We start from the raw sequence: 24,783 nt of genomic DNA on the forward strand, positions 1-24,783 counted from the left end.
GAGGTCTATTATCCAATCCGCGCTCTTGATCACGTCCAGGTTGTGCTCGATGACGACGACGGTGTTCCCCGCGTCCACAAGCCTGTTGAGAACGCCCAGCAGCTTGCGAATGTCGTCGAAGTGCAACCCGGTCGTCGGCTCGTCCAATAGGTACAGCGTCCGCCCGGTCGCCCGCTTGGACAGCTCGCGAGCGAGTTTTATTCGCTGCGATTCGCCGCCCGAAAGCGTCGGCGCGGGCTGCCCCAGCTGGATGTAATCCAGCCCCACCTCCGCGAGCACCGAAAGCCCGCGCGCGATCGGCGGGATGTTCGCGAAATGCTCCTGCGCCTCTGCCACCGTCATATCCAGCACGTCCGAAATCGACTTGCCTTTGTACTTCACCGAGAGAGTTTCCCGATTGAACCTCCTGCCCTTGCACACGTCGCAGGTGACGTACACATCCGAAAGGAAGTGCATCTCGATTTTCTTCACTCCGTCGCCCTGGCACGCCTCGCACCTCCCCCCCCGCACGTTGAAGCTGAACCGTCCCGGCAGGTACCCGCGCACCTTGCTTTCCGGAAGCTCCGCGAACAGCCCGCGGATTTCGTCGAACAGCTTCGTGTACGTCGCCGGATTCGACCTCGGAGTGCGTCCGATTGGCGACTGGCTGATCTCGATCACCTTGTCTATGTTGTCGCCGATGCCGCGTATCTCCTTGTATTTCCCCGTGCGCCGCGGCCGGCCGCCGATAAGCTCCGCGGTGGCGTTGTACAGCGTCTCGTTTATCAGGCTGGACTTGCCGCTTCCCGACACGCCGGTGACGGCAACGAACCGCGCAAGCGGAATCGAGACGTCTATTTCCTTGAGATTGTTTGCGGAAGCGCCGATTATTTCGATTGCAAGCCCGTTTCCGTTCCGTCTCGTTCCGGGCAGCGGAATTTCGATTTTTCCTCCAAGATACTTGCCGGTCAGGGAGCCGTCGTCCTTCGCAAGTTCCTTCGCGGTGCCGACCGACACTATTTCCCCGCCGTGCACTCCCGCGCCCGGCCCGAAATCGAAAATCGCGTCCGCGGTGCGCATCATTTCTTCATCGTGCTCGACCACGATGACGGTGTTTCCAAGGTCGCGCAGCCCCACGAGCGAATCGATAAGCTTGCGGTTGTCGCGCTGGTGCAACCCGATGCTCGGCTCGTCCAAAATGTATAGCACGCCGACCAGCCCGCTTCCGATCTGGCTTGCGAGCCTGATACGCTGGGATTCCCCGCCCGAAAGGGTCGGCGCGCTGCGGTCCAGAGTCAGATAGTGCAACCCCACGTTTTCCAGAAACGAAAGCCGTTCGCGTATTTCCTTCAGCACTTCTTTGCCGATTTTTTCTTCTACGGCGGACAGCTTAATCCCTTTGAAAAACGCGGACGCGCTGGTGATGTCCTTCGAAACGATTCCGTCTATCGTCTCGCCGCCCAGCCTGACCGCCAGGGATTCCGGCCTCAGCTTCTTTCCCCCGCATGCGGGGCAGGGCTTCTTCGACATGAAATTCAAGTAGTAATTGCGCATGCCCTCGGACTGCGTTGTCTTCGCCAGCCGCTCGATCTGGTTCGCGAATCCCTCGAACCGTCGCCTTCCGCCTCGGTATTGAAAGCTTCCCCCGCGCAAAACAACATATTTGGCCTTGTCGGGAAGTTTGCACCACGGCATATCCATCGTCCCGCCGTACGCCTCGACCATCGCGCGAAGATATTTGCGCCATCCTTCGGTAACTTCCGCGGTGAAGCTCCAAAGGTTGATCGCCCCGCCGTCTATCGAAAGGCTGTCGTCCGGAATCAATATGTTCTCGTCAACCTTGAGCTGAACGCCCAGACCGTCGCAACCCTTGCACATCCCGTACGGGCTGTTGAAGCTGAAGTGGTGCGGCGAAAGCTCCTCGTACGAAATCCCGCACGGAATGCATGCCCGCTGCTCGCTGAACACAACGTCCTCGCCCGACTCCACCTTGTGCAGAATGAACCTGCCCTCGCCCTTGCGCAGCGCGGTTTCGATGCTTTCCGCCAGCCTTCCCGCGCCTTCCGCGTCCACGCTCAGCCTGTCCACGACAATCTCGATATCGTGCTTCCGCGTCTTCGCAAGCTTGATGTTTTCGTGCAGCGAGTAAATGTTCCCGTCTATGCGCACGCGCGCGAATCCGTCCTTTCGCGCTTCGTCCAGGAAATCCGCGTACTCGCCTTTGCGTCCCGATACCAGCGGCGCGAGTATGTACAACCGCGTTCCTTCCGGCAGCGCCTGGATGCGGTCTATCATCTGGTCTATCGTCTGCGCGGTCACCGGCTCGCCGCACTTCCAGCAGTGCTGCTTCCCGATGCGCGCGAACAGCACGCGCAGGTAGTCGTATATTTCCGTGACGGTGCCGACGGTGCTTCGCGGATTGTGCGACGCGCTCTTCTGCTCTATCGCGATGCTGGGCGATAGCCCCGCGATGTGCTCCACGTCAGGTTTGTCGAACTGGCCCAGGAACTGCCGCGCGTAGCTCGAAAGCGACTCAAGATACCGCCGCTGGCCCTCCGCGTAGATCGTGTCGAAGGCGAGCGAACTTTTGCCGCTCCCGGACACGCCCGTGAAAACGACCAGCTTGTTGCGCGGGATGCGGACGTCTATGTTCTTGAGGTTGTGAACCTTCGCACCGCGGATTTCGATGAAGTTTTCCATATGAAAAGGCCAAACGCTCCGGCAAAGCGGAAATTCACCGTAAATCGGCGAACCCTCAGATTACCACGGCTAAGTGAATCGCGGTAGCCCCATGAATGCCCGCAAATAGCGGCATGGAACGAGTCAGCGGATTCCCCGCAAGCCAAAGCTTAGCAGAATTTGGCGATAATTACTAGACGTGCGTATAGATTAAGCGGAAATCGCTTTCGGCGAGCGCCGTTGTATAATCGCTCCCCATGCCCAAACGCATCGCAATCCTCGGTTCCACCGGCAGCATCGGTCGGCAGGCGCTCGAGGTCGCGCGCGAAATGGCGCCGGACATCAGCGTCGTCGCGCTTTCCGCGCACTCGAACGCGGACCTGCTTGCCGGTCAGGGCGCGGAATTCGGCGTCCGGCACTTCGCAATCGGGGACGGAAACGCCAACGATTTGGCGGGCAAGCTTCCTTCCGGCTCGAAACTCTATCGCGGAATCGACGGGCTTTGCGAGCTCGCTTCGCTTCCGGACGTGGACTTGGTTGTATTCGCCGTCTTCGGCGCGGCGGGGCTTCGGCCGCTCGTCGCGGCAATCGAGGCGAAAAAAGACATCGCGTTCGCCTGCAAGGAAGCCCTCGTCGCGGGCGGCGAGCTTGTGATGAACCTTGCCCGCAGGAACGGCGTCGCGTTTCTCCCGATCGACAGCGAGCACAACTCCATCTGGCGCTGCATGAAAGGACGCGACGCGTCATCCATACGCAGGATCGTTCTTTCCGCCACCGGCGGGCCGTTCCGCGGCTGGACGCGCGACCGGCTTTCGGCGGTCACGATTAACCAGACGCTTGCACATCCGCTCTGGCAGATGGGCAAGCGCATAACGGTGAACAGCGCGACGATGATGAACAAGGGGCTTGAGATAATCGAGGCGCACCATCTTTTCGGCCTGCCCTCCGATAAAATCGGCGTGGTTGTGCATCCCGAAGGCGTCATACACGGATTCGTGGAGCTTTCCGACGGCTCGTTTCTGGCGCACGCAAGCCCGGCCGATATGAAATTTCCCATCCGCGCATGTCTGGCGTGGCCGGACGAGCCGCGCGCCGACAGGCCTGCGTTGGATGTTTCTTTGTTTTCCGGCCTCGCATTCGAGTCTCCGGATGAATCGGTCTTTGCGCCGCTCGCGCTCGCCCGCCGCGCGCTTACCGAAGACTGGAGCTTCGCCGTCGCGCTCAACGCGGCGAACGAAGTTCTGGTGGACCGCTTTCTGGCGGGCCAAATCGGATTCCTTTCCATTATCGACGGGCTTTTGTCCGCGGCGGAGTCTTTTCACCGCCACGCCGGCCGCCCGCATACGATAGACGAGGTAATCGCCCTGGACGCGGAAGTGCGACAAAGTTTCGAATCAGCAGGCTCAATCGCAACGGGCGATATCGGCTGATTCGCTCGAAATCGCCGGCGTTTAATTTTCTTTCGGAGCATTACTGCTACAATTATTCGCCCATTCCGGCTCCATTTGAACATCCCGGCGCCACGTGCGTCAATCCAACGGTAAAGAAAGATGTCCAATCACTCCTTGTTGGCGCTTAACCGCCCGCCGTCCCCGCGGCGGGCATTGGCGCGCTTGTTTCCCGTTATCGCCGCGGTTTCGTGTCTTTTTGCGGCGGCTTTGCTTGCTTCCTGCGCAAAGGAAGAAAAGGAAAAGCCGGAAGAGTACACAGTCAAACTCGGCCAGATTCGCGATTCGGTCATTTGCGACGGCACTATCGAGCCGGTCACCTCTGTTGAGGTTAAAAGCAACGCTTCCGGAGTTGTCGAGTACCGAGCCTTCAACATCGGCGATCTCGTTCGGGAAGGCGACGTGTTGTTCCGGCTGGACAAGAGGCAGATAGAGGAGCAGGTTACGCAGGCGCGCGCGCGCCTCAAGAGCGCGAAAGCCCAGCTTGCGCTCGCCAAAAAGAGCCAGACGCCGCGCGAGCTGGTGCAGCTGGAAAACGCGGTCGCGCAGGCCGAGTTCGATCTCGCTGACGCCGAAGAGCGTTACAACCGCATAAAGGAGCTGCACGAGAAGGACTTCGCCACTCAACAGGAGTTGGACGACGCGGCGGCCACGCTGGAGCGCGCCAAGCTCAAGCTTGAGCTCGCGCAAAAAAACCTGCGGGAAAGCAACGCAGGCGGCACGAAGGAAGAGGTGGAAATGGCCGAGGCGGCGGTGACGCTGGCGCAAGCGGATTTGTCCAACGCGCTGGAGGAGCTTCGTTACACGACGATTACCGCGCCGATGACCGGCGTGATACTTGCGCAAGATGTCGAAGTCGGCGATACGGTCACTTCGGCGACCCGCGGAAGCGGCGCGGGGACCACGCTCGCGGTCATCGGCGACCTGTCCAAAGTGTACGTCCGCGGATTTGTGGATGAAAGCGACGTGGGAAAGGTGACGCTTGGAATGCCCGCCGAGGTCAGCATCAACAGCTACGCGGGCCGTACGTTCAGCGGAAAGGTCGCGAAAATATACCCGCAGGCGACCGTCAACCAGAATGTTACGACGTTCCAGGTGGATGTCGAGCTCGACCAGGGTCAGTTCATTACACGCCAGACTGCGCCGGAAAAACTATCCGGCTCAAATCCTGCGATAGCGAAGCCGTATATCGGAGTCGAAGGCGAGACTGGAGATTCGGCGGAAAGCGATGCCGCATCCGCAACCGGAAAGGACGGCGGCGATGCGAAGGATGCATCCGGCAAAAATCCGAATTCGGGCGGAGAGACAAAAAAAACCGAACCGGAAAAAACGGGCGCTAAGGCGTCCGATGAAGTGCAGTCCAGCCAAAAGCAATCATCCGAGGCTGCGCAGGCAAAGCCCCCAGCAAATGGAGCCGGTACACCCGGAAGCCAGTGGAGCGGAAAGCGGAACAACAGGCGGGGCGGCGGAGCGGCAACGTCCGGCCCGGTGGAAATCAGAATCGGAATGACAGCCGATGTGGAAATAATCATCAAGGAAGTGCCGGACGCGCTCACGATTCCGGTTTCTTACGTCAACTTCCGCGCGCGCGAGCCGGAGGTAAATGTAAAGAAACCGGATTCAAAAAAGGAAGACGACTACGAAGTCAGAGCCGTCAAGCTCGGATTCAGCGACGGCGTAAACATCGTGGTCGAGGAAGGCCTTACTGAAGGAGACGTAATCCTCCGCCTGCCTAAGGAAGAGAAAGACATTCCGGGCAGGAGAAGGTTCTAGCGGAGGCGGGCGGCCATGAACCCGATAATCACATTGAGAATGGCAATGCGGGCGCTGAATGCGAACGCGTTGCGCACCATTCTTTCGGTTACGGGCATAGTCATTGGCGTGGGATGCGTCGTCGCGCTGATGGCGATCGGCGAGGGTCAGAAGCGGGAGACGATGGCGATATTCGAGCGGCTGGGGTCGAATCGCGTTAACGTAATGGCGTCTTGGGGCAGGCGGGGCGGCGCAAACATCCCGAATTTCCGGCCTATCGCGTTCGATTGGCGCGATTACCAGACTCTTTTGTCCGAATCGCGAACGATCAAGGAAATTTCCCCGACGAACGACACATCGGGTCAAGTCAAGTATTTGAACAACGTGATAAACGCGCGCATAACCGGCGTAATTCCGGCGTACTTTTCCGCCGAAAACTTCACCCTGTTCGAAGGCAGATTGATTACAGACGAGGACGTCGCCACCGCCGCGCGTGTGGCGGTTCTCGGAAGCAAAACCTCCGAAGATTTGTTCGGCACCCGCTCCCCAGTAGGCGAAGTTATAAAGATCAACGGCAAGCAGTTCGTAGTCGTCGGATTGCTCGAAGAAAAAGGGCAGTTCGCGTGGTACAACCCTGACGAGCAGCTCGTCGTCCCGCTCACTACGCTCCAGAAGCGGCTGACTGGCAACAAGGAAATAGACGAATTCGTGCTCAAAACCTGGAATCTGGACGACACAACCGAAGCCGAGCGCGAGGCGACGGAAATACTTTCCCGGCTGCACAATGTTCCATTCGGCCAGGAGGAGGACTACATCCGCGTTTTCAACACCGGCGAGATGCAGAAGGAGCGGGAGCGCTCGGCGCACGTCATCAAAGTGTTCCTGTCGGTCGTCAGCGGGCTGACGCTTTTCATCGGCGGCGTCGGCATCATGAATATCATGCTCGTCACAGTCACCGAGCGCACAAGGGAGATCGGCATACGAAAGGCGCTTGGCGCGACCCGCGCAAACATAATCGGCCAGTTCCTCACCGAGACGCTGCTCATCTGTCTAGGAGGCGCGATTGTCGGAATCGGCCTTGGCGTGCTCGCGGCGAAAGGGCTTGGCAAGCTTCCGGAGGACGTGCAGTTCCCGGTGCCGATAATGCAAACGGAGTTCATCTTCCTCGCCGCGGGAGTGTCTGTCGCGGTCGCGCTCGTGTTCGGCATCTTCCCCGCGATGCGCGCGGCCTCGCTGGATCCCATCGACGCGCTGAAGTACGAATAGCGCTTCACTGACTACTGAATCCGTATGCACGGTGCGCCGCCAGGGCGATGAACCGGAAAAATCAACTACGCGGCAAGTTTTCCTATCGTTGCGGCAGCTGGTTTTCCGCGAAGTAGCTGCTCCGGACGAGCGGGCCGGAGGCGACGCCGATGAAGCCCAAATCCCGCGCGATTCGTCCCATCTCGTCGAATTCCTCCGGCGTCACGTAGCGTACAACCGGCAGCATGAATTTGTTCGGCTGAAGGTACTGGCCGATTGTCACCATGTCCACGTCACGGGCGCGCAGGTCGCGGAGCACATCGACCACTTCTTCAAATTCCTCGCCCAGGCCGACCATCAGCCCGCTTTTGGTCAATCCTTCCGGGAACATCTTTTTCGCCTCGGCGAGGACGGCGAGACTGCGTTCGTATCGCGCCTGCGGGCGCACCGGGCGGTAGAGCCGCGGCACGGTTTCGACGTTGTGGTTGAAAACTTCCGGCCGCTCGTCCATCACGATTTTGAGCGCTTTGAAGTCGCCCATGAAATCGGGCGTGAGGACTTCAATCGTCGTTCCAGGCTTCAGCTCGCGTATTTTGCGGATGCACTCGGCGAAGACGCCCGCGCCGCCGTCGGGCAGGTTGTCGCGGTTGACGCTGGTTATCACCACATGGCGCAGGCCGAGACGCACCACGCTTTCGGCCAGGCGGGCGGGTTCGCTCCAATCAACTTCCTTCGATACGCCCATCTTGACGTTGCAAAAGCCGCATGAGCGGGTGCAGGTGTCGCCCAAAATCATAAACGTTGCGGTGCCGCGGTTGTAGCACTCGCCGATGTTGGGGCAGTTGGCCTCCTGGCAGACGGTGTGGAGGCCGCCCAAGTCTGCGAGCATCTTCTGCCAGTTGCCGCCGCGGACGGCCTTGACGCGCAGCCATGACGGGCGCGGCCCCGCAACGGGTGGCGCCTCTCCGCTCTTCGTAAGCGCCGAAATCCGGGCGGCCATCCTTGCCGCGCTGCAGGGCTTTCGTGAGGATGCGTCGTAGTTTTCGCGTCTTGCTTGCTCGTTGGCGAACGCCGCGGCCGCGCGCGCGACTTCATCCGCGTTTTCGGCATCGCGCGCGCCGCGCGCGCGGTCGAATTCCGGTTCGGATACGCGGGCCGCCGTTTCAGGTACCGCCTTGAATGAATGTGTCATGCCGGCGTATTGTACCAACCGGCGCGACGAATATCCGGTTTTTCTTATCCGAGCTGGGGCTTGGGAAACATCGCGAAATATATGTTGTCGTCGCCCATTAGCTTGTAAACGATGTTGGGGTCTCCCGACTTCGTCACCGCCATCGCGGCGCATTCCACAACGGCGCCGTCGATCGGACCGTCCAGGCCAAGCTGAGGCACGCTGTAGTTATACTTGGATTCGTAATAGGAAATTTTGAACGGAGGATCGCGCGATTCATCTATTTGGTAGAAGTAAATCTCTCCTTCCGGACCGATCGCCGCCCCGCTGTCGGGATACAGCACCGGAATGCCGCTCGTGCTCTTGAACTCGTACGTCGCGCCGTCCCAGCTTGCCCAGGCAAGTTGAGGGGTGTCGGTGAACGTCGCCAGAGCCATCACGTATTTGCCCATTCCCGGCAGCCATTCGATGCGATAGATGTTTTCGTACTGGCCGTCCAAATCCTCGCCTGTGTGCATCAGCCATTCCGAGCCGTTCCACTCGGCGCGCGTCCATTTCAGATTCGCGGGATCGCAAAGCCAGGTCTGACCGGCGAGGTCCGATTCGAACGCGAGGTTGGAACATTTGGGATTGTAAACGCCCGTTCCGAACTCCTTGAATTCCTCGTTTCCAACGTGGACCAACGTATACTCCGGCATAATCAGCCATTGGTATCCCAGGAATCCTTCGGTTTCGGACGCGCCGACGATGATTTTCGACCAGTCGGAAATCGTTCCGTAACTTTTGTCCGTCCATCCCGCGCCGATGTCGTAACTGAAATCTCCGAAATCCTCGAACATCTCGTTCCAGTTCACGCGTCCAACGAAGTATTTCCGGTCGCCGGAGATCGCGAGCTGGACGGCGTCGCGGCCTCCGTATCCGATCGAGCCGATGCCGACGAAATCCGCTCCGTTGTATTCGTATACTTCAAGCGCAAGTTCGAGCCCCGCCACTCCGGCCGCGACCGTAGGCCTCCCGTCCGGATCGAATGCAAGCGAAAGACTGCGAACGTTCGACCAGCTTGCAACCTTTAGCGTGTTCCATTCATCCCCGGCCGTAACTGTAATTTGAACCGCATCCTGCGACGTGGCGCCGTCATCGTCCTCGACTTCCAGCCGCGCTGTGTGAATTCCTGCAAAATTATAGGGAAAGCTCGTCGTGCCGTCGGTTTCGCTTTCGAAATCCCACAGCCCGTCGTCGGTGTAGTCCCATCTGTACCAGGCGATGTTTCCATCCGGATCGCTTGATTCGCCGGCGGAAAAATTCACCGTCAGCGGCATCGTTCCCGAAGTCGGGAACGCGTCCGCCACCGCGACCGGCGGCAGGTTCGCTCCGGATTGCGGAGTCGCATTCACAGGGCCCGCCTTGCCGCTTTCGTGCAACGCGGCATCGAGCGAGGTGAGCCAGAAGTAGTACGTCGTCCCGTTCGTGAGCGGCGATACCGTATATTCCAAAGCGGCGATCGGCGCGCCGTTGACCTTCGGCGGCGCCGGATCGAACTCGTCGGTGGACATATACAGGTTGTGTCCGACGATGTTGGGATCTGCAGGATCGTCCCATGTAAGCCGCACCTGGCCGTCTCCCGCAAATGACGCGAGTCCCGTCGGCGGATTGATCGGAGGAACGTCCTGCACCACGATATCGGCTTCGTTGGAAAAACCGCTTTCATTGTCCGACGCGTCCACGGACGTCACGCGGAAATACCAGTGCAATCCCGGAGTTACGCCGTCGGTCACATCGAACGTGCTGGCAGTAACAATCGCAGCCGTATTCAGTTTTTCAGGCGACGGATCTCCGGGGGAGTCGGAGCGGTAAACGTTGTATCCCGCCAAATCCGGCTCCGCGTTGTCGTCCCATTCCAACCGGATTGTGGTTTGGTTCGGCTGCGTAACGGAAAGGTTCGCCGGCGGCGCGGGCGGCGTGGAGTCCGCATTGAACGTGTAATTCACATTGTACGAATACGCGTCCCCCTCGACTCCATCCGAATCAACCGGGCGCAGAGAGTAAACGATCATCCGGGCTTCGCCGCCTGGCGAGTCCACAAGCGAGTACTGCGGCCACCTTCCGTCCCGCCAGCCGCTTCCGCCCGGTGTCGGCCGCGGTATTGTTGGAAGTTCCGGATCCGCGCCGTTCGGAATAAACACTCCGTCGCGATACACGTTGTAGCCCGCGATCGTTTGCAGGTAGTTGATCGCGATAGGCGTAACGTCGGAGACACCTATTTCCCCGCTTTGATCGCCGTCCACGACGGCCCGCCTCTCGTTTTCTTCTCCGGATTCGGGAATGCCTGAGGATATCCATGCGGCGGTTTCAAGAAAGCGGAGAGCGATAGGCGTAATGTCGGATACTCCTACTTCTCCGCTCAAATCGTAATCGCCCTGAAGCCGCTCAAGAAAAGCAAGCCTCAATGTGCCGTCCGGCATGGTAAGGGACTGAACCATCTGGGGACGGTTGATGTCGCCCGAGGGCGGCGCTGACGCGACGCGCGGCGAATGCGTTCCGGGATCGATTTTGCCGAGCCGGACAAGCTCGTCGAAAAGCATATTTTTGAGTTCGGCTTCGGTGGGAATTTGCCCCGATGGCGAAGCGGCCGCGCCGGTGCGGCCCGCCGCGGTGCAGGCGAAATTGAAAGTTGTTCCCAGCAGCAGCGCAAACGCCAAAATCGAAAACTGAATACCCCGCATTTCGCATCCGCTCCTTCAGCCGTGAAAAGGCACAATTAATTATATCCGGTGGCCACCGGAAGCCGGGCTGGCGATTTAAGCGTTCGCAAAGAGTTCGGTAAATGGTTATAATCATTGCGGGGCGGCGCTTTGCTGGGGTTCAGTAAGGGGTTCGATTCATGTTCTGTTTCCGCCGGGCAGCTTTGATAGCCGCGGTTTTTGTGGCTGCGCATACGCTATTCCCGCGCGCGTCGCACTCCGCCGAAGTTACATTTAGAACCGAAGATGTTTTCGGCGTGAAGTGCCGGATAATCTCGATTCCGATGTCGGGCAAGGAATACCGCCTGAACGTGGAGGTCGCGCGCGGCTTCCCCGGTACGGACGAGGAATTTCCGGAATACATCAAGCGCACAAATCCGATAGCCGCAATCAACGGCACGTTTTTCGGAAAGAATAATCTCATTCCCGTGGGCGACATCGTCAAGGACGGAAAGCTGATCCACTTTGGCGGAATTGGCACCGCACTTGCGCTTACCAAGAATAACGAAGTCAGGTTCATTGACGTTGAGCGATGGCAGCACATGGACTGGACGCCCTACCTTACTGTGCTGGCCGCGGGGCCGCGCCTTGTTACGAACGGCAAGGTGACGGTGGACCCCAAGGGGCAAGGATTCAGCGACCCGCACGTGCTCGGCAAGGCGAACCGCATCGCGATCGGGTTGACCACAGCAGGCGATTTGCTGCTGGTCGGCGTCAGAAGCGCGATTTCGCTTGAAGAATGCGCGGCGATAATGATCAAGCTCGGTTGCACCCAAGCGATGAACAGCGACGGCGGGGCGAGCCAGGCGATGTACTTCCGCGGCCAGTACGTGATTACCGCCGGACGCAAGCTCACGAACGTTTTATACGTCGTACCCTACGAGAAAGCGCCCGAAGGATTTGGCGGAATTTCCGGAGGCGCCGGCGAAAGCAAAAGCGCCGAGCAGTACTTCGACAAAGGGAAAGAGGCGATGGCTTCGGGCAAATGGGCGGATGCGGTCGAAGCCTTCAAGTTGGCGACTTCGATTGATCCGAACCAGGCGGCGTTCTACAACTCACTTGCAGAAGCTTACGGCAAACTCGGCAAGAGGCGCGAGCAGGCTATCGCACATCGCCAGGCCGGCAAAATCTATCTGTCGAAGGGCATGTACGACGTCGCATTGAAAAAGCTCGCTGAAGCATTGAAGCTGTCAGGCGAAGACCCGGAAACGTACAGAAACATGGGGCTGGCTTACGAAGGATTGGGCGACACCGATCACGCGGTCAAAATGTACAAGCTGGCCGAAATGTCCGCATTTTCGCAAAGCGGAACGGTTAATCCAAAGGACGTGAAGAAGAAGGGGCCGGATTCCGCCGGCGAAGGCCCGGCGGCCGCGGAAGCCGCGCCGCCGGCTGAATTGGAGGCGGAAGCGCTCCCGCTTGTAGAGCCGGCGGGGCCGGGTTTCGACGGAACCGTTTCAGGACAAATCTTTCGCGAGCGGAACATCGGTTTCAGTCTGTCTTGGCCGGAGGGCTGGGAAGCGAAAGTGGAGCAGGAAAAAATGGTGATCTTGCTTTCGCATAAGGAAATGCCCTTCTATGGAACGGTGCAGGTTTTCGAGGCTGACGATGCCGATACGCTTGAGGAATTCGAAAGCATGTATGTCGGCGGAACTTACAAGACGGAAATCAGGCGCTATTCGACGGAAGTGGACGGCGCGCCCGCGCTCCGCACGCTGTACGAAGAAATAGTCAACGGAAGAAGTTGCGGCGAGCAGTATTTCTATGTCAAAAAGGGAAGATGGATGATCGTCATGAGTTTTATGACGTACGCGGAGCACTATGCCGAAGGCGGCCCCGATTTCGCGCAGATAGTGAAGGGGCTGACGCTTAACGGCGCGGAATAGGCGCGTTGGCGGGTCATTACGGGCGTCTGGAAAGATTGAAACGGATCAGGAAAATAAAAAGCCCGCCGGCAACTTTGGTCGAGGGCCGGCGGGCCAACCATTAAAAGTACACGCGCCCCAACGGGCCGATTAAAATATACCTTATCCGCGTTCGGATTGCAAGCGCGATCGGCGGTTTTTGAAAATTTCTTTCCATTCCCCGGACGCGGGAATTCTTATCCCTGCCAGTCCAATATAGACAGCAATTGCATGAAGTGCTAAAATCAAACCGTGAATAAACTCTATAGAGTTAAAGTAGACAACCTTGTGCCCGGCGCGATTCTGGAAGGCGACATACTGAGCGCCAAGCAAGTGCTTCTGCTCGGCGCGGGAAGGAAACTGACTCCCGGATTCATCTCTCTTCTCGGGGATTGGGGAATTTCGTACGTTTACACTCCCAGCACCCAGTTCCCGATTGACGAGGAGCACCAGCGCAGCTTCACTCCGCATTTCGACGCGATAGCGCAGAACAGGGAGGAGGTCTTTTACAACGCGGGACTCCAGTTCGTGCTTTCGGACGAAGAAAGAAGGGTTTACATTTCCAGAGTCAAGGAGAGGTTCGGCAGGATTTCCAAAAAACGGGCGATCGAGCCCGGCGACATTACGGATCTTGTCGAAGATTTGGAGCAGAGGAAAACGAACTTTTCGGACAAGATTATTCAGATGTGGCACAACGTCGCGCAGCACGATTACCTGTACAACCGTGCGCTTAACGGAGCGTTGCTGTTCAACCATTTGCTCGAAGAAAGCGACCTGGACGGCAGCACTCGATTTGAAATGACCGCCGCGGCTTTGCTTCGCGACATTGGACACGCGTTTTTTCCGCCCGACCTCAAAAACAAGCGCGGGCCGCTTACCGCCGGCGAATTCAAACTCGTACAGAATCACACGAAAGTCGCTTCGCAGCTTTTAACCAACTCGGGATTCATTGGCAGCGACGCCGTACGGGCGGCCCGCGGCCACCACGAAAAATATGACGGTTCGGGTTATCCGGACGGGCTGCGGGGCGAGGAAATTCCGCGTTCCGCAAGGCTTTTGGCGGTTTGCGACACATTCGACGCGATAGTTTCCACACGCCCTTACAAGAACAGGATGAGTCCGTACGAAGCGATAGGCGAGGTGTGCGGGCTTTCGGGCGTCCACTTCGATCCGGCGATGACGGGGAGATTCGTCAGGTGTTTCGGGCTTTATCCGCCTGGCACGTTTGCCGTGCTGTCGTCCGGCGATGGGGGCATCGTCGTAAAGAATAACGAAGGTTTGCCGGTAAGACCCGTAGTTCGCTTGCTGTTCAGCTCGGACGGGACTCCGGTGGACAAGGTCGCGCTGCTCGATCTCTCCAAGGAAACCGATCTTTTCGTAAGCGAAGTTTTTCGCGCATAGGCGATTTTGGCTTGATTACTGCGTTCCTGCCGCCGATTTCTCGCCGAAACGGCGTCTGCCGCCTTTGCTATACTTAACTTTCGGTATGGGGCCGAGGCGTCCGGAGGAATCGTTGAGCAGGGCCGTTTTTCTATTCGTGGACCGCTTTTTCGCCTTTTTCGGCGGCGTTTTCATGCTGCTGGGGAAGGTGGTCTGGTACGTGGTGCGCGGCCGTTCAAATCCGGGCCTGACCATTGCCCAGATGTCCAACCTGGGAATCGCAAGCATAGCAATAGTCTGCCTCGTGCTGGCGTTCGTCGGAGCGTCAATCACCTACATCATCGCGGAGGAAATGGCGTCGAGAGGCCTTAAAAGTTACGTCGGCGGCTTGATTCTGCTTATTTTGCTGCGCGAAATGATTCCCGTGCTTACCGGAGTGGTGCTCGCGGGCAAAGTTGGCGCGAGCGTGACGAGCGAGATCGGAAGTATGAAAATCAGCGAGCAGATTGAAGCCCTCAAAGCGCTTTCGACCGATCCTGACTGGTTTCTGACGATTCCGCGCGTTCTGGGAATCGTTTTGATGTCGCCCGTGGTGGCTGCGTTCGCGGGCTACGCCGGATTCTACTCCGGTTACCTGATGGCCTGGGAGCAGACGCAGACGCAGTACATAACTTGGATGGCGGAAGTTCCGTCGTTCGTCGAGTACAGCGATTTCCGGGCTTGTCTGATAAAGGTGCTTGTCTTCGCCGCGACGGTCGGCCTGGTAGCCTGCTATCACGGCTTCAACGCGGACAAAGGCGCGGCGGGAGTCGGCAAGGCGGTGACGTTGAGCGTAACGAACAGCATAGTCCTGATTTTCGGTCTCGACCTTTTGCTTATGCCCATTCTTTTCTAGTTTTGGATTTGGATGATCGTTTTCGACAAAGTCACGGTTGGATTCGGTGAAAAGCTCGTTCTGGACGAGGCCAGTTTCGCGCTGCCTGCCCGGAAGATCAGTTACATAATCGGGCCGAGCGGCTCCGGCAAAAGCACCATTCTTAAGGTGATAATGGGGTTCGTGCGTCCCCGGTCGGGGCGTGTGGTTATAGACGGCGAAGATGTGACGGGAATTTCCGAGCGGCAGTATGCGCGCGTCCGCCGCAAAATGGGGATGGTCTTCCAAGGCTCGGCGCTTTTCGACGGGATGACCGTTGCGGAGAATGTCGGCTTTTATCCGACGTTCCGGGAGCGGGAAAGGCCGCGCGTCACGGCGAGGCGGGTGGCCGAAATCCTGAAGCAGCTGGGTTTGGCCGGGACGGAAAAGCTTTATCCCAGCGAGCTTTCCGGCGGGATGAAGCGCCGCGTCGCGCTTGCCCGCGCGCTTATCTACCAGCCCAAGATTCTGTTATACGACGAGCCGACAACAGGTCTCGACCCGATGTCCATCGAGCTGGTGGACGGAATAATCCGCGAAGCCAACGAAAGATTCGACGTGACATCGGTGGTCGTGAGCCACGACATATCTAGCGTGTTCAACATCGCGGATTACGTGATTTTCATCGACGCCGGAAAGCCCGTCGAGGTGGGCGGCAAGATGGGGATTCTGACACACGCGCATCCCGGGGTGCGGCGGTTTTCGATGGGATTCCAAAAGCTCGCGGAAAGGGTGCACGAAGCGATTTAACGGGTGATCATATGGCCGATTTCAGTACGCAGGCGAAAGTTGGATTGTTCATTCTGGTCGCGGTGTTCATGGTGTACGCCGGAATGGCCGCGCTCGAAAAAAAATTCAGGGGGCAGTCCTACACGATAGACGTCACTTTCGAAGACGCCAAAGGCTTGGCGAAAGGCGTCGACGTGCGCATCAACGGCATTGTGGAAGGGGTCGTTGCGGACGTGGAACGGCCCGAGGATATGAACGTCGCGGTGCTGCACATCAAGCTGCGCAAGGGAAAGCGGATTCCGGTTCACGCAAAGGTCATCGCATCCAAGGAGGGACTGATCGGCGAAAAGGTCATCAACATCAAATGGACGGACGAGGAAGAAATGAAATGGGCCGAGGAAGGCCATGTATTCCAAGGCGAGTGGGAGGAGGGATTCGACGAGCTTGTCGCGAAGGCGGCGAAGCTTATGACCAATGTCGAATCGCTTTTGTCCGAACTCTCAAGGACCGTCGACGAAGACCTGATTAACCAAATGCTCACGGATATTTCCGAAAAAGTGATTGACTCCATGGACGCGCTAAGCGCCCTTTTGTCCAACATGAATTCCCTTGTCGGCTCCAATTCCGACGAAATAAACAAGATTCTCAAGAACGTCGTCGATACTACGGAGGATTTCAAGCAGACGAGCGAGGAGATGAAAAAGCTCGTATCCGATCCGGTGCTTCATGCCCGCCTGGACAACATCACGGCCGGCCTGGAGGAAAGCGTCGCGAATCTGCAAAGCATTACTGCCAACGTGAACGATCTCGCAAGCGATCCGGAGCTGCAAAAGAACATCAAGGACAGCGCGAGGCTGACCGCCGAAACGCTCGAAGACGCAAAGGGCGCAATCGGCGAGCTGCGCGGCACGCTGAACTCGGTCAACGAAAAGGTGACCGAGGTATCGAAACTTTCCAAGATCGATGTATCCGGACGCGTAGGCGGCCGCTACGTACATCAGGACGATCCGGCGCCTGGAACCGACGAAAACCAGGCTCTCGCCGACGTGGAAATGCAGGCGGAAACGCGCCGCGGATTCGTTCGCGTGGGCGTCGAAGGGATCGGCGAGGACTCGACGCTGAATCTTCAAGGGGGGCGGCGCATTACGCCCGATCTTTCGATGCGCGGCGGTATCGTCAGGAGCAAGATCGGCCTCGGCATGGATTACAGGATGGGGCGCGCCATGTGGTCGCTTAACGGATACGATCCGAACGATCCCAAAATCAACTCCTATCTCGGTTTCAAATTGAACAGCGATTACTCGCTTCGCATCGGGGTGGAGGATGCTTTCGGCGAGCAAAACCTGATGGCGGGATTGACGTTTGAGTTTTAGGCGGCGAAGCGCAATGCCCGTTGGCGGAAAAAAGCTGCAAGGGGAACCGGGGACATATGCCGTCCGCAAATCCGGGCGCGGCAGGCTCGTTTTGGCCGCGCTGGTCTGGCTTGCGATAATCGCCGCTACGGTTTTCGCTTTGTTCCGGTTCTACCTGGGCGGGATGATTTCGAAGCTTCTCGTTAAAATCGCCAACGACAATCTGAACGGCACGGTCGAATTCGAGCGGATATCGCTCAACGTATTCACCGGCACGGCGCGCGTTTCGGATATCCGCATTTTCGACATCGAAGGCGGCTCCCCGGTCGTAGAAGTGCCGGAAGTGGAAATCGACGTTTGGCCGCTACTCGGGAAAAACTTTACGGCTACGATCAAGAACGCGCGAATTTCGGCGGTGCGGAATCCGGACGGCTCGATCAATCTTTTAAGACTTCTTAAACCCAGGGAAGAAAAAAGAGAGCCTGCCTGGAATGCAACCATAGATTGGTACGGAATCACCATAGATGCGGATGACAATTTCGGCATTCCGCCGGAGCAGCTCGCACGGATGCGAGGCGAGAACGGTTCGATAACAAAAGCGGAAAAATTTATCGCGCTTCTCGGACTCGAAGCGGATAAGGCTCAAACAAAGCGCTTCTCCCATTCGATTACGCTCGAACGGATATCCGGCGCGCTGCGATTCAAGGCCGCAGGAAGGGAAGCGACGGCGAGGTTCAAAGGCAGGCATGGCCAAACCGATTTTTCGGGCGATGCATTCCTGAATTTGGAGAGCGGAAGGGCAAGCGCAAATTTGACGTGGGGCAGGGAGGATTTCGAGTTCATCCGCGCTTACGCGGAGCAGGCGCTTCCGGTGATTTCGAAGCTCGATCCCCGTCTGGAAATTGAGCGCGTGCAAATCGAATACGCCCGAATGTCCGATGGCACTTGGGGAGCCAAAATAGATGTTGATCTGCCCTTGGCCTCCGCAACGTTTTACCGCGATACGCCGTTCGCTTTGACGGATTCGAAAGTGACCTATGATACGGGCGCAAAGCTGCTGGAGATAAAAAACGCGGGCGCGCGGTTCGGCGAGGCTGCCGCCTCGCTTTCCGGCTCCGCCGATTTCGCGAATGAAACTCTTGATTTCCAAGTCGCAATAAGGGACTTTGACCTATCCGTGCTGCCGGCCGCGAATGCGCCGTCGGGAATTTTGTCCGGGGATTTCAAGGTTGGCGGAACATTCTCCTCGCCGATGATTCGGGGGGGGGCGAAAGCAACCGGAGTATTCGCCGCAGGCCATGCCATCGGAAGCGTCGAAGCCGATTTTACCGCGTCTCCGGAACGCGCGGCCATTTCACGTTATTCGGTTTACGGAGGCGAAATAGCTGTTTCCGGCAGCGGCATCGTGACAAACGCGCCGTCCGCGGAGTTTAACTACGTTTTTCCTCCCACCCAGATAAGCCGCCTGGAGAGGCTCGCAGGCGCCAAGAAGGGCTATGTGGAAGGTCTCATCGGCTCGTCGGGCCGCGTATCGTACGCCGATGGTTCGCTGTCGGTTTCGGGTAACGCGCTTTCGCCCCGCCTGATTGCATCGAACGTCGAGGTGGAAGGAGTGCGCGCCGAATTCAAATTCGACGGACGCTCGCTTGCGATACCATCTTTGAGATTCGATTATTCCGCGCCGGGCGGCGTGACGATCGAGACGACTGCCCGGGTAAAGGCGGCCAACCTTTCCGGCGGCAAGATTCAAGTCGAGGTTGAATCCGAAAGCAGGCTGATTGGATTGGAATGGGCGGAGCACCATCGCCCGCCTGCCGCCGCAGCGGCGGATCTGTTCGGAATTGTTCCCGAGACCGGCCTTGCGGTGGATCCGAATGCGCCCAAAAGGGGAGTGGTAATCGAAAGCACTGACCCGTCGAGAATTGGAATGGAAACCTGGTGGCCCAGAAAGCAGGACGGCCTGGAGTCGGGTATTTCCGATGGACAGGCGGAGGTAGAAGAGGCGGAAATTGTCGAAAGCGTGTTGGGAATATTGGCCCCTCCCGTAATGAAAACCGTCGCTTGGTTGAGGGAGGGCGAACTTGCACCCAAAGAACGCGGCGGGAAGAGCGTCCCGGCGGCCGACGGCGCTGTTCCGGTCGTAAAGTATGTTGGATTGGCGGTGCTTGACCCGGCCGCACGCGGCGGACAACCGCCCAATATAACGCTTGAAGGACGGATGACGGCCGAGGGTATTTTGCTTAGGCCGGTGGATGTTGAAATAAAATCGGAAGGCGCGGCTGGAGAATCCTGGATTTACGCGACGGCAACCGGGAAATACAAGGACAGGGGATTCATGGCGCGCGCCGGATACAGGCCTTGTCTTGGCTGCGACCACGAGTTTAATGTGTACTTGCTTTACGGCAGCAGCGATTTCGCAGCGAAAGGAACGGTGGATATTGAAAAGGCTGCGGTTTCGGCGAAAATCGAGAGCACCGCAATCCAGCTGGAAGACCTGCTGGATGTCGAAGGGATGTACGGAAGCGCGACTCTCCAAGCTGACTTGTCGGGGGCGATTGCTGATCCGGAAGTAAATGGCGTGCTGTTGCTCGACAGCGCGGATTATCAGTCCCCCCGTCAGTCGCAATCCTTGATTTCGTTCAGCGACGGCCGTTTTCCGTTTAAGGCCGACGCATCCGGGATTAAGCTTTCGGACGGGATGTTTCATTTGGGGGGCACATCCCTTTCGCTGAACGGTTCGGTTGAGAAAGGCACGATGAACGTCGTGCTTGCCGGCGACAGCTTTTCTCTGGGAGACCTGACGCGCAACGCGTTTCCGGAAGTGGAAATTTCGGGGAAAGGCTCGCTTTCCGCATCGCTCACCGGTACGACTCGAAATCCGGACCTGCATCTGGCATATTTTCAAAGCGAGGGCGAGATTAACGGAGTGCCGTTTTCCGAAGCCGAGCTGACTGCGGAAGGCGATCTTTCCGGCATCGCAATCTCCAAGCTGAATTTGTCCAGCAAAGGCGGCCGAATTTCCGCATCCGGAAATCTTGACCTGATCGGCGATTTTCCTTTGAATGCCGGCATATCCGTGACCGATTTTCAGGCGGGCGTGGTGACCCCCCTTTTGCCGAAAGTGTCGGAGGCAAAACTTCTTGGAATCGTAAACGGCGATTTGGAAGTATCCGGAACGCTTAAATCGCCCGAGTTCCGGGTAACGGGTTTGACGATGCGGGACGGGTCGATCCTCGGCCAGCCTCTGGACGAAGCGTTTATAACGCTCAGCTACGCCGGCGATGAAGTCAAAATCGACAATTTCAGCGTTCAGGCCGGCGAGAGCACTGTTGTCGCGCAGGGCACGATCAACAAAAGCAACTTCAGCGAATCGCAGTTGTCAATCGACGCGTCATTTCTTGACCTTTCGCTGATAAATCCGTTTCTTCCGGAACGCATACCCGGCGAATTTCGAGGGAGCATTGGAATTAACACAATAGTCAAGTACGGTGATTTCGGGCCGTACATGCAGGGTTCTCTGCAAAGCGCGGGCGAGCTGGGATACGCGGACATTTCGCTCATCGGGGCCAGCGGCAATTTTACGGTTCGAGGCGACCGGATAGAGCTTGCGGACTTTGTTTTCATCAAGGAAAAAGGTTCATCGCTTCACATAGACGGAACGATTCCGCTTCCGAGCGAAGCTTCCGAGGCGATTTCCGAAATCGAAGTTCCGGGTATTTCCGGTCCTTCCGAACAGGCATCGCCCGGCCGCTTCGACCTGCATATGAGATCCGACGATTTCGAAATTGCGTATCTGACCGCGCTTATGCCCAACCTTGACATCAGCTCCGGCGGCACACTGACTGCGGATTTGAAGGTTACCGGATCCCTCAACAATCCTCTGATAGAAGGTGCGGTGCGTGTGTCTGCGGTCGACGCGGAGTTTTGGGGCGTACGTGGCGAAGGGGAGGCGTACGCGCGCGACCTCAAGTCCGGCCCGGTGATTTCGGCGGGCGAGGTTACGGGAACGATATCGCTGAAATACAATCCCAATCTTGATGCGAACACGTTTGAATTCGGCGAATTCAAGGTTTCCGAGACGACCGCGGGCGGCGTCAAAAAGGGCAAACCTGCGAAGCCGAAGCCGCTGTCGGCGGCCGGCCAACCGGAGGTGAAAGAGCACACCATAGAAATCGGCGGCGGGGGAACATTCAGGCTGCGTCCATTCAGGTTGTATCAGCTCGACGTGACCGCGATTCTGAAAAGGTTCGAGAAATTCACTCTGCCTGGCGTTTACCGCGGCCCGCTTGAAGGTTACGCCACTTTCACCAAGAGTCTCACCGACATCAACGTGCACGTGGGCGGCTCGATGACGCTTGGCACGGGCGGGGTGTTCACTCTCAAAGCGCCCGATCCCGACAGGACGCCGGTGTCGCTTCCAATCACGTTGGGAGAGCGCGCCAGTTCGTCCGGCCAGACGACGGCGGAAAACGCTGGTCCAATCGCTCCGCCGCAACGTACGATTTCGCCTCAAATCCTCAAGCAGCCGCTTAAGCCGTTCGAAGTGTATATCGAAAAGGGAGTGACGGTGCGCTTCCCGCCGCTTGTGGATTTGCGCGCGGAAATCCAGGGGGCAAAGGACAAGGAAGGCAAAGTCTCGCCGTTGAAAATAAAGGGAGATTGGCCGAACCTTGAGCTTGAAGGCGTGCTGGAAAGCTATAAGGGAAGTTTGATTCTGCACCGCCACACGTTCCGGATCGTCGAGCCTCCGTTCGAAATAAGGTTCGATCCCAAAAACGTGGACGAATTCGGAGTTCAGTACGCGTACGCTAAGGGAAAAGCCGCGGTCGTGCTGCCCGGCGGCGCGGGCGGATCAGGAATGGACGATTTCGACTTGTTTGACAATGACCTGACGATATACGTCAACATGGACAATCCGCTTACTTTGAACGCGCTCGGAGATGTGAGGCTCACAAGCGATCCGCCGCTTCCGGACGACGAGATAAAGCGCCGGATGCTCGGAGTGCTTCCGCCGGAAGGTTCTGTGCAGGGGCTGTCTCCCGAAATCCGCGACGAGCTTTACAATCTTGTAAGCGCAAGGGTGAGCAGGTTGCTCGAGGAAAAGCTGGACGTGGAGCAGTTCTCGCTGCGGATCGGCGAGCGGCAGGAGCTTTATGTGGACATCGAAAAGGAAATATCGGACAGACTTTCGCTGCTGTACAGCGCGACCTACTTCACCAGCGACGGCGAAAACGAAAAGGAGCAATTCGGCTTGAAGTACACATTCCTCAAAAGGCGGCTGTTGAGCGCTTACGTGGAAGCGCTTTACGATAACACCGACAGCGGCTTTTACGGAAACGAGTTGAATGTCGTGCTGCGCAGGAAGTTTTAGTCCGAGCCGCGCGCGCCGGCCGAACGAAGTCGCAATCCCTCCGCCCATGCGATTTCGGTTACAATAGTCCCGTGACGAATCTTGTTTTAATCATTCTGGTGGCCCTCGTCAAAGCGCTCGGCGGCGGCGGGCTGGTCGAAAAAGAAGTCGCCAAGGCCGTAGAGCAGGCGCTGGGCGACAAGGTGAAGGGCGTCAATGTCCAAATCTCGGCCGATCCCGCGACGTTCGTCGCCAAGGGCAAAATCAAGGGCATCGTGTTCATACTGGAGGATTTCGACGTGGATCCGATCGTGATCGAGACGACGAAAATCTCCATAGACGGCCTGAAAATGAACACGAAAGACGCGATTCTCGGCAAGGACGCGAAGATCAAGGAAATCGGCCCCGCTTCATGGGAGCTCGTGATCGGAGTCAACCAGTTGACCGCGGCGGTTCGCGAAAAGGCTCCGTTAATCGAGTCGCCGTATTTCAGGACGGTCGGCAACCAGCTCGAATTCACCGGCAGCTACCGGCTGAACAAGTACATTTCGGTGCCGTTCAAGGCGCGGGGAAGGCTGCGCGCTGTTTCAGGCAAGCGCGTGATGCTCGACCTGACGCATATGGACGTAAGCGGCCTGGGCATTCCTTCCGGAATAAAGGGTATGGTCGAGAAGGAAGTGAACCCGCTTCTCGACGTGGACAAGCTGATGGCCGGCAAGCGCGAGGAAATCGCGGCCTACGAGATGACGCTCAACCGCGAACTGAATCCGTTTATAGATGAAATCACGATCGGGGACGGCAAGATCGTGGGAACCGGAACTATTTAGACCGCCTGACGGTTTACTTGCCCTTCTTTTTCAGGACGGCGGCTCTCAACCTTTCTTCAAATTCGTACTCGTCGCGCACGCCCTTGACGTCCGGATTGAGCCACATGCCGAGTTTGACCAATGCGCGCAGAATTTGAGTCGCGCGCAACGCGGAGCCTTGGGTGAATTTCGCTTCGCGGGCGCATGCGTCCAGCCACGCCATCATGTCTCGCGTGAACGCCGCGGGAATGCGGTGCATGTCTTCCGTAAGTTTTTTGGCAGGCATAGGTCACCCCTTGTGTTAAAACATTTAAGAGCCGTCAGTTTAGCATATTTTCAGCCATTTGACCACAAGTATCCAAAAATCCGAAAGGCCGCGCCGGTTCGCCTATTTCCCGGCGGGATAGAACTTTATCTGCGGAATCAGGAACCGCATGAACGCCGTTTCCTCCTCCGTTCCTATTTTCGAATAAGTGCGGGTGAGCGTTGAAAAAGTCGAAACTCCGGCGATTTCGCAAGGCGCGCCGTCAGTCAGCCTGATTTTGGAAAAGTCCAGCGCGCGGCCTTGGGCCGCCATTTCGATCTTGAATTCCTCGAATTTCCGCCGCAGCCGCTCCAGTTTCTCGGCCGCCGAAATCTCCTCGAACGGCGCTCCCATTTTCTCCGTCAAATCGCGCGCCGGTACTCCTCCGTACACGCGGTTCGGAGGAATGTCATGCGTAACAGCCGCGTTCGACAGCACCAGCGACTTTGCGCCGATGTTCACCGGCGCGACGGTCACGCCCACGCCCAACCATACGTCGTCGCCCAGAGTGGCCGGCTTGGTTGAATGATATCTGCATCCTTCCACGGTGTCCCCTCCGGTGAAATGCGTCCAGATGTTGCACTTGGAGGACAAAATGCAGCCGCGCCCGATGTTCAACGGCGCATTGCAATTGAGCACGACGTCCTGGCCGATCCAGCAGCAATGCCCGATTGAAACCGTCTCGTATCCGTACACCGTGCATGGGCCGTTGATGGTGCACCAGTCCCCGATTTCGATGGATTTCAGCGCCGCGCGAAAACCCTTTCGCACATGGGTGTGATCGCCGATGACCACCCTTTCGGCGGGATTTCCGTCAAGTCCGCGGATTTTCACGTCCTCGTCCACAACAGCGCTTGGAGAAATAATGATCTCTTTCGCAAATATGCCTTCAAGTTTTCTTTCCTCGGTCACGAAGTGATTGTATCACCGAATCATTCGTTTGGACAGCCGCAGGTATTCACCGAATTTCTGCATAGTCGGATTCTCGGCGTGTCGCGCCCGGTCGCGATTTCACTGTTTTCAAACACTT

15 protein-coding genes are annotated in these 24,783 nt (G+C 57.7%); 10 read left to right on the top strand and 5 right to left on the bottom strand.

Annotated features, from left to right (window positions below; all coding sequences use genetic code 11):
* A partial coding sequence (gene uvrA, locus HRF49_09110; GenBank protein MEP0814804.1) for an excinuclease ABC subunit UvrA occupies nt 1–2,679 on the bottom strand: 2,679 nt, incomplete at its 3' end.
* 236 nt (nt 2,680–2,915) lie between these two features.
* Here uvrA and HRF49_09115 point away from each other — a divergent pair.
* From HRF49_09115 to HRF49_09125, 3 genes are all read left to right on the top strand, one after another.
* Nucleotides 2,916–4,088, top strand: a complete 1,173-nt coding sequence (locus HRF49_09115) for a 1-deoxy-D-xylulose-5-phosphate reductoisomerase (protein ID MEP0814805.1) — start codon at nt 2,916–2,918, stop codon at nt 4,086–4,088.
* A 174-nt stretch (nt 4,089–4,262) separates the two neighbouring features.
* Nucleotides 4,263–5,879, top strand: coding sequence for an efflux RND transporter periplasmic adaptor subunit (locus HRF49_09120; GenBank protein MEP0814806.1), 1,617 nt, complete (start codon nt 4,263–4,265; stop codon nt 5,877–5,879).
* 15 nt (nt 5,880–5,894) lie between these two features.
* The gene (locus HRF49_09125; GenBank protein ID MEP0814807.1) at nt 5,895–7,124 is read left to right on the top strand and encodes an ABC transporter permease; all 1,230 of its coding nucleotides are present in this window, start codon (nt 5,895–5,897) and stop codon (nt 7,122–7,124) included.
* 82 nt (nt 7,125–7,206) lie between these two features.
* On the opposite strand, the gene lipA is transcribed toward HRF49_09125, so the two are convergent.
* Nucleotides 7,207–8,103 carry a lipoyl synthase gene (gene lipA / locus HRF49_09130; GenBank protein MEP0814808.1) on the bottom strand — a complete coding sequence of 299 codons (897 nt, stop codon included), beginning with the start codon at nt 8,101–8,103 and terminating at the stop codon, nt 7,207–7,209.
* 236 nt (nt 8,104–8,339) lie between these two features.
* Nucleotides 8,340–10,997, bottom strand: coding sequence for a PKD domain-containing protein (locus HRF49_09135; GenBank protein MEP0814809.1), 2,658 nt, complete (start codon nt 10,995–10,997; stop codon nt 8,340–8,342).
* A gap of 200 nt (nt 10,998–11,197) precedes the next feature.
* On the opposite strand from HRF49_09135, the gene HRF49_09140 reads away from it, so the two are divergent.
* The 7 genes from HRF49_09140 to HRF49_09170 all read left to right on the top strand — a co-directional run bounded on the left by HRF49_09140 (nt 11,198) and on the right by HRF49_09170 (nt 23,470).
* Nucleotides 11,198–12,901: a phosphodiester glycosidase family protein gene (locus tag HRF49_09140; GenBank protein MEP0814810.1), complete on the top strand. Its 1,704-nt coding sequence runs from the start codon at nt 11,198–11,200 to the stop codon at nt 12,899–12,901.
* 270 nt (nt 12,902–13,171) lie between these two features.
* Nucleotides 13,172–14,320 (top strand): HD domain-containing protein, encoded by a 1,149-nt coding sequence (locus tag HRF49_09145; GenBank protein MEP0814811.1) that lies wholly within the window; start codon nt 13,172–13,174, stop codon nt 14,318–14,320.
* Nucleotides 14,321–14,432: 112 nt separating this feature from the next.
* Complete coding sequence (locus HRF49_09150) at nt 14,433–15,194, top strand: ABC transporter permease (GenBank protein MEP0814812.1); 762 nt, start codon at nt 14,433–14,435, stop codon at nt 15,192–15,194.
* A 12-nt stretch (nt 15,195–15,206) separates the two neighbouring features.
* Entirely contained in the window at nt 15,207–15,962 is a 756-nt protein-coding gene (locus tag HRF49_09155; GenBank protein ID MEP0814813.1) for an ATP-binding cassette domain-containing protein, read from the top strand.
* Nucleotides 15,963–15,973: 11 nt separating this feature from the next.
* Nucleotides 15,974–17,314, top strand: coding sequence for an MCE family protein (locus HRF49_09160; GenBank protein ID MEP0814814.1), 1,341 nt, complete (start codon nt 15,974–15,976; stop codon nt 17,312–17,314).
* A gap of 13 nt (nt 17,315–17,327) precedes the next feature.
* Nucleotides 17,328–22,664, top strand: a complete 5,337-nt coding sequence (locus tag HRF49_09165) for a hypothetical protein (GenBank protein MEP0814815.1) — start codon at nt 17,328–17,330, stop codon at nt 22,662–22,664.
* A 71-nt stretch (nt 22,665–22,735) separates the two neighbouring features.
* On the top strand, nt 22,736–23,470 hold the full coding sequence (locus tag HRF49_09170) for a hypothetical protein (protein MEP0814816.1): 735 nt from the start codon (nt 22,736–22,738) through the stop codon (nt 23,468–23,470).
* 13 nt (nt 23,471–23,483) lie between these two features.
* On the opposite strand, the gene HRF49_09175 is transcribed toward HRF49_09170, so the two are convergent.
* On the bottom strand, nt 23,484–23,735 hold the full coding sequence (locus tag HRF49_09175; protein MEP0814817.1) for a hypothetical protein: 252 nt from the start codon (nt 23,733–23,735) through the stop codon (nt 23,484–23,486).
* Nucleotides 23,736–23,837: 102 nt separating this feature from the next.
* Nucleotides 23,838–24,665: an acyltransferase gene (locus HRF49_09180; GenBank protein MEP0814818.1), complete on the bottom strand. Its 828-nt coding sequence runs from the start codon at nt 24,663–24,665 to the stop codon at nt 23,838–23,840.
* Nucleotides 24,666–24,783 lie beyond the last annotated feature (118 nt).

It is taken from the genome of bacterium (assembly GCA_039961635.1).
GTDB lineage: Bacteria > 4484-113 > 4484-113 > JAGGVC01 > JAGGVC01 > JABRWB01.

Excerpts from the sequence above, each read along its gene's own strand:
- HRF49_09155 (MEP0814813.1), top strand. The coding sequence starts at position 15,207 with ATGATCGTTTTCGACAAAGTCACGGTTGGATTCGGTGAAAAGCTCGTT.
- HRF49_09125 (MEP0814807.1), top strand. The coding sequence starts at position 5,895 with ATGAACCCGATAATCACATTGAGAATGGCAATGCGGGCGCTGAATGCG.
- lipA (MEP0814808.1), bottom strand. The coding sequence starts at position 8,103 with ATGGCCGCCCGGATTTCGGCGCTTACGAAGAGCGGAGAGGCGCCACCC.
- HRF49_09135 (MEP0814809.1), bottom strand. The coding sequence starts at position 10,997 with ATGCGGGGTATTCAGTTTTCGATTTTGGCGTTTGCGCTGCTGCTGGGA.
- HRF49_09160 (MEP0814814.1), top strand. The coding sequence starts at position 15,974 with ATGGCCGATTTCAGTACGCAGGCGAAAGTTGGATTGTTCATTCTGGTC.
- HRF49_09165 (MEP0814815.1), top strand. The coding sequence starts at position 17,328 with ATGCCCGTTGGCGGAAAAAAGCTGCAAGGGGAACCGGGGACATATGCC.
- HRF49_09175 (MEP0814817.1), bottom strand. The coding sequence starts at position 23,735 with ATGCCTGCCAAAAAACTTACGGAAGACATGCACCGCATTCCCGCGGCG.
- HRF49_09115 (MEP0814805.1), top strand. The coding sequence starts at position 2,916 with ATGCCCAAACGCATCGCAATCCTCGGTTCCACCGGCAGCATCGGTCGG.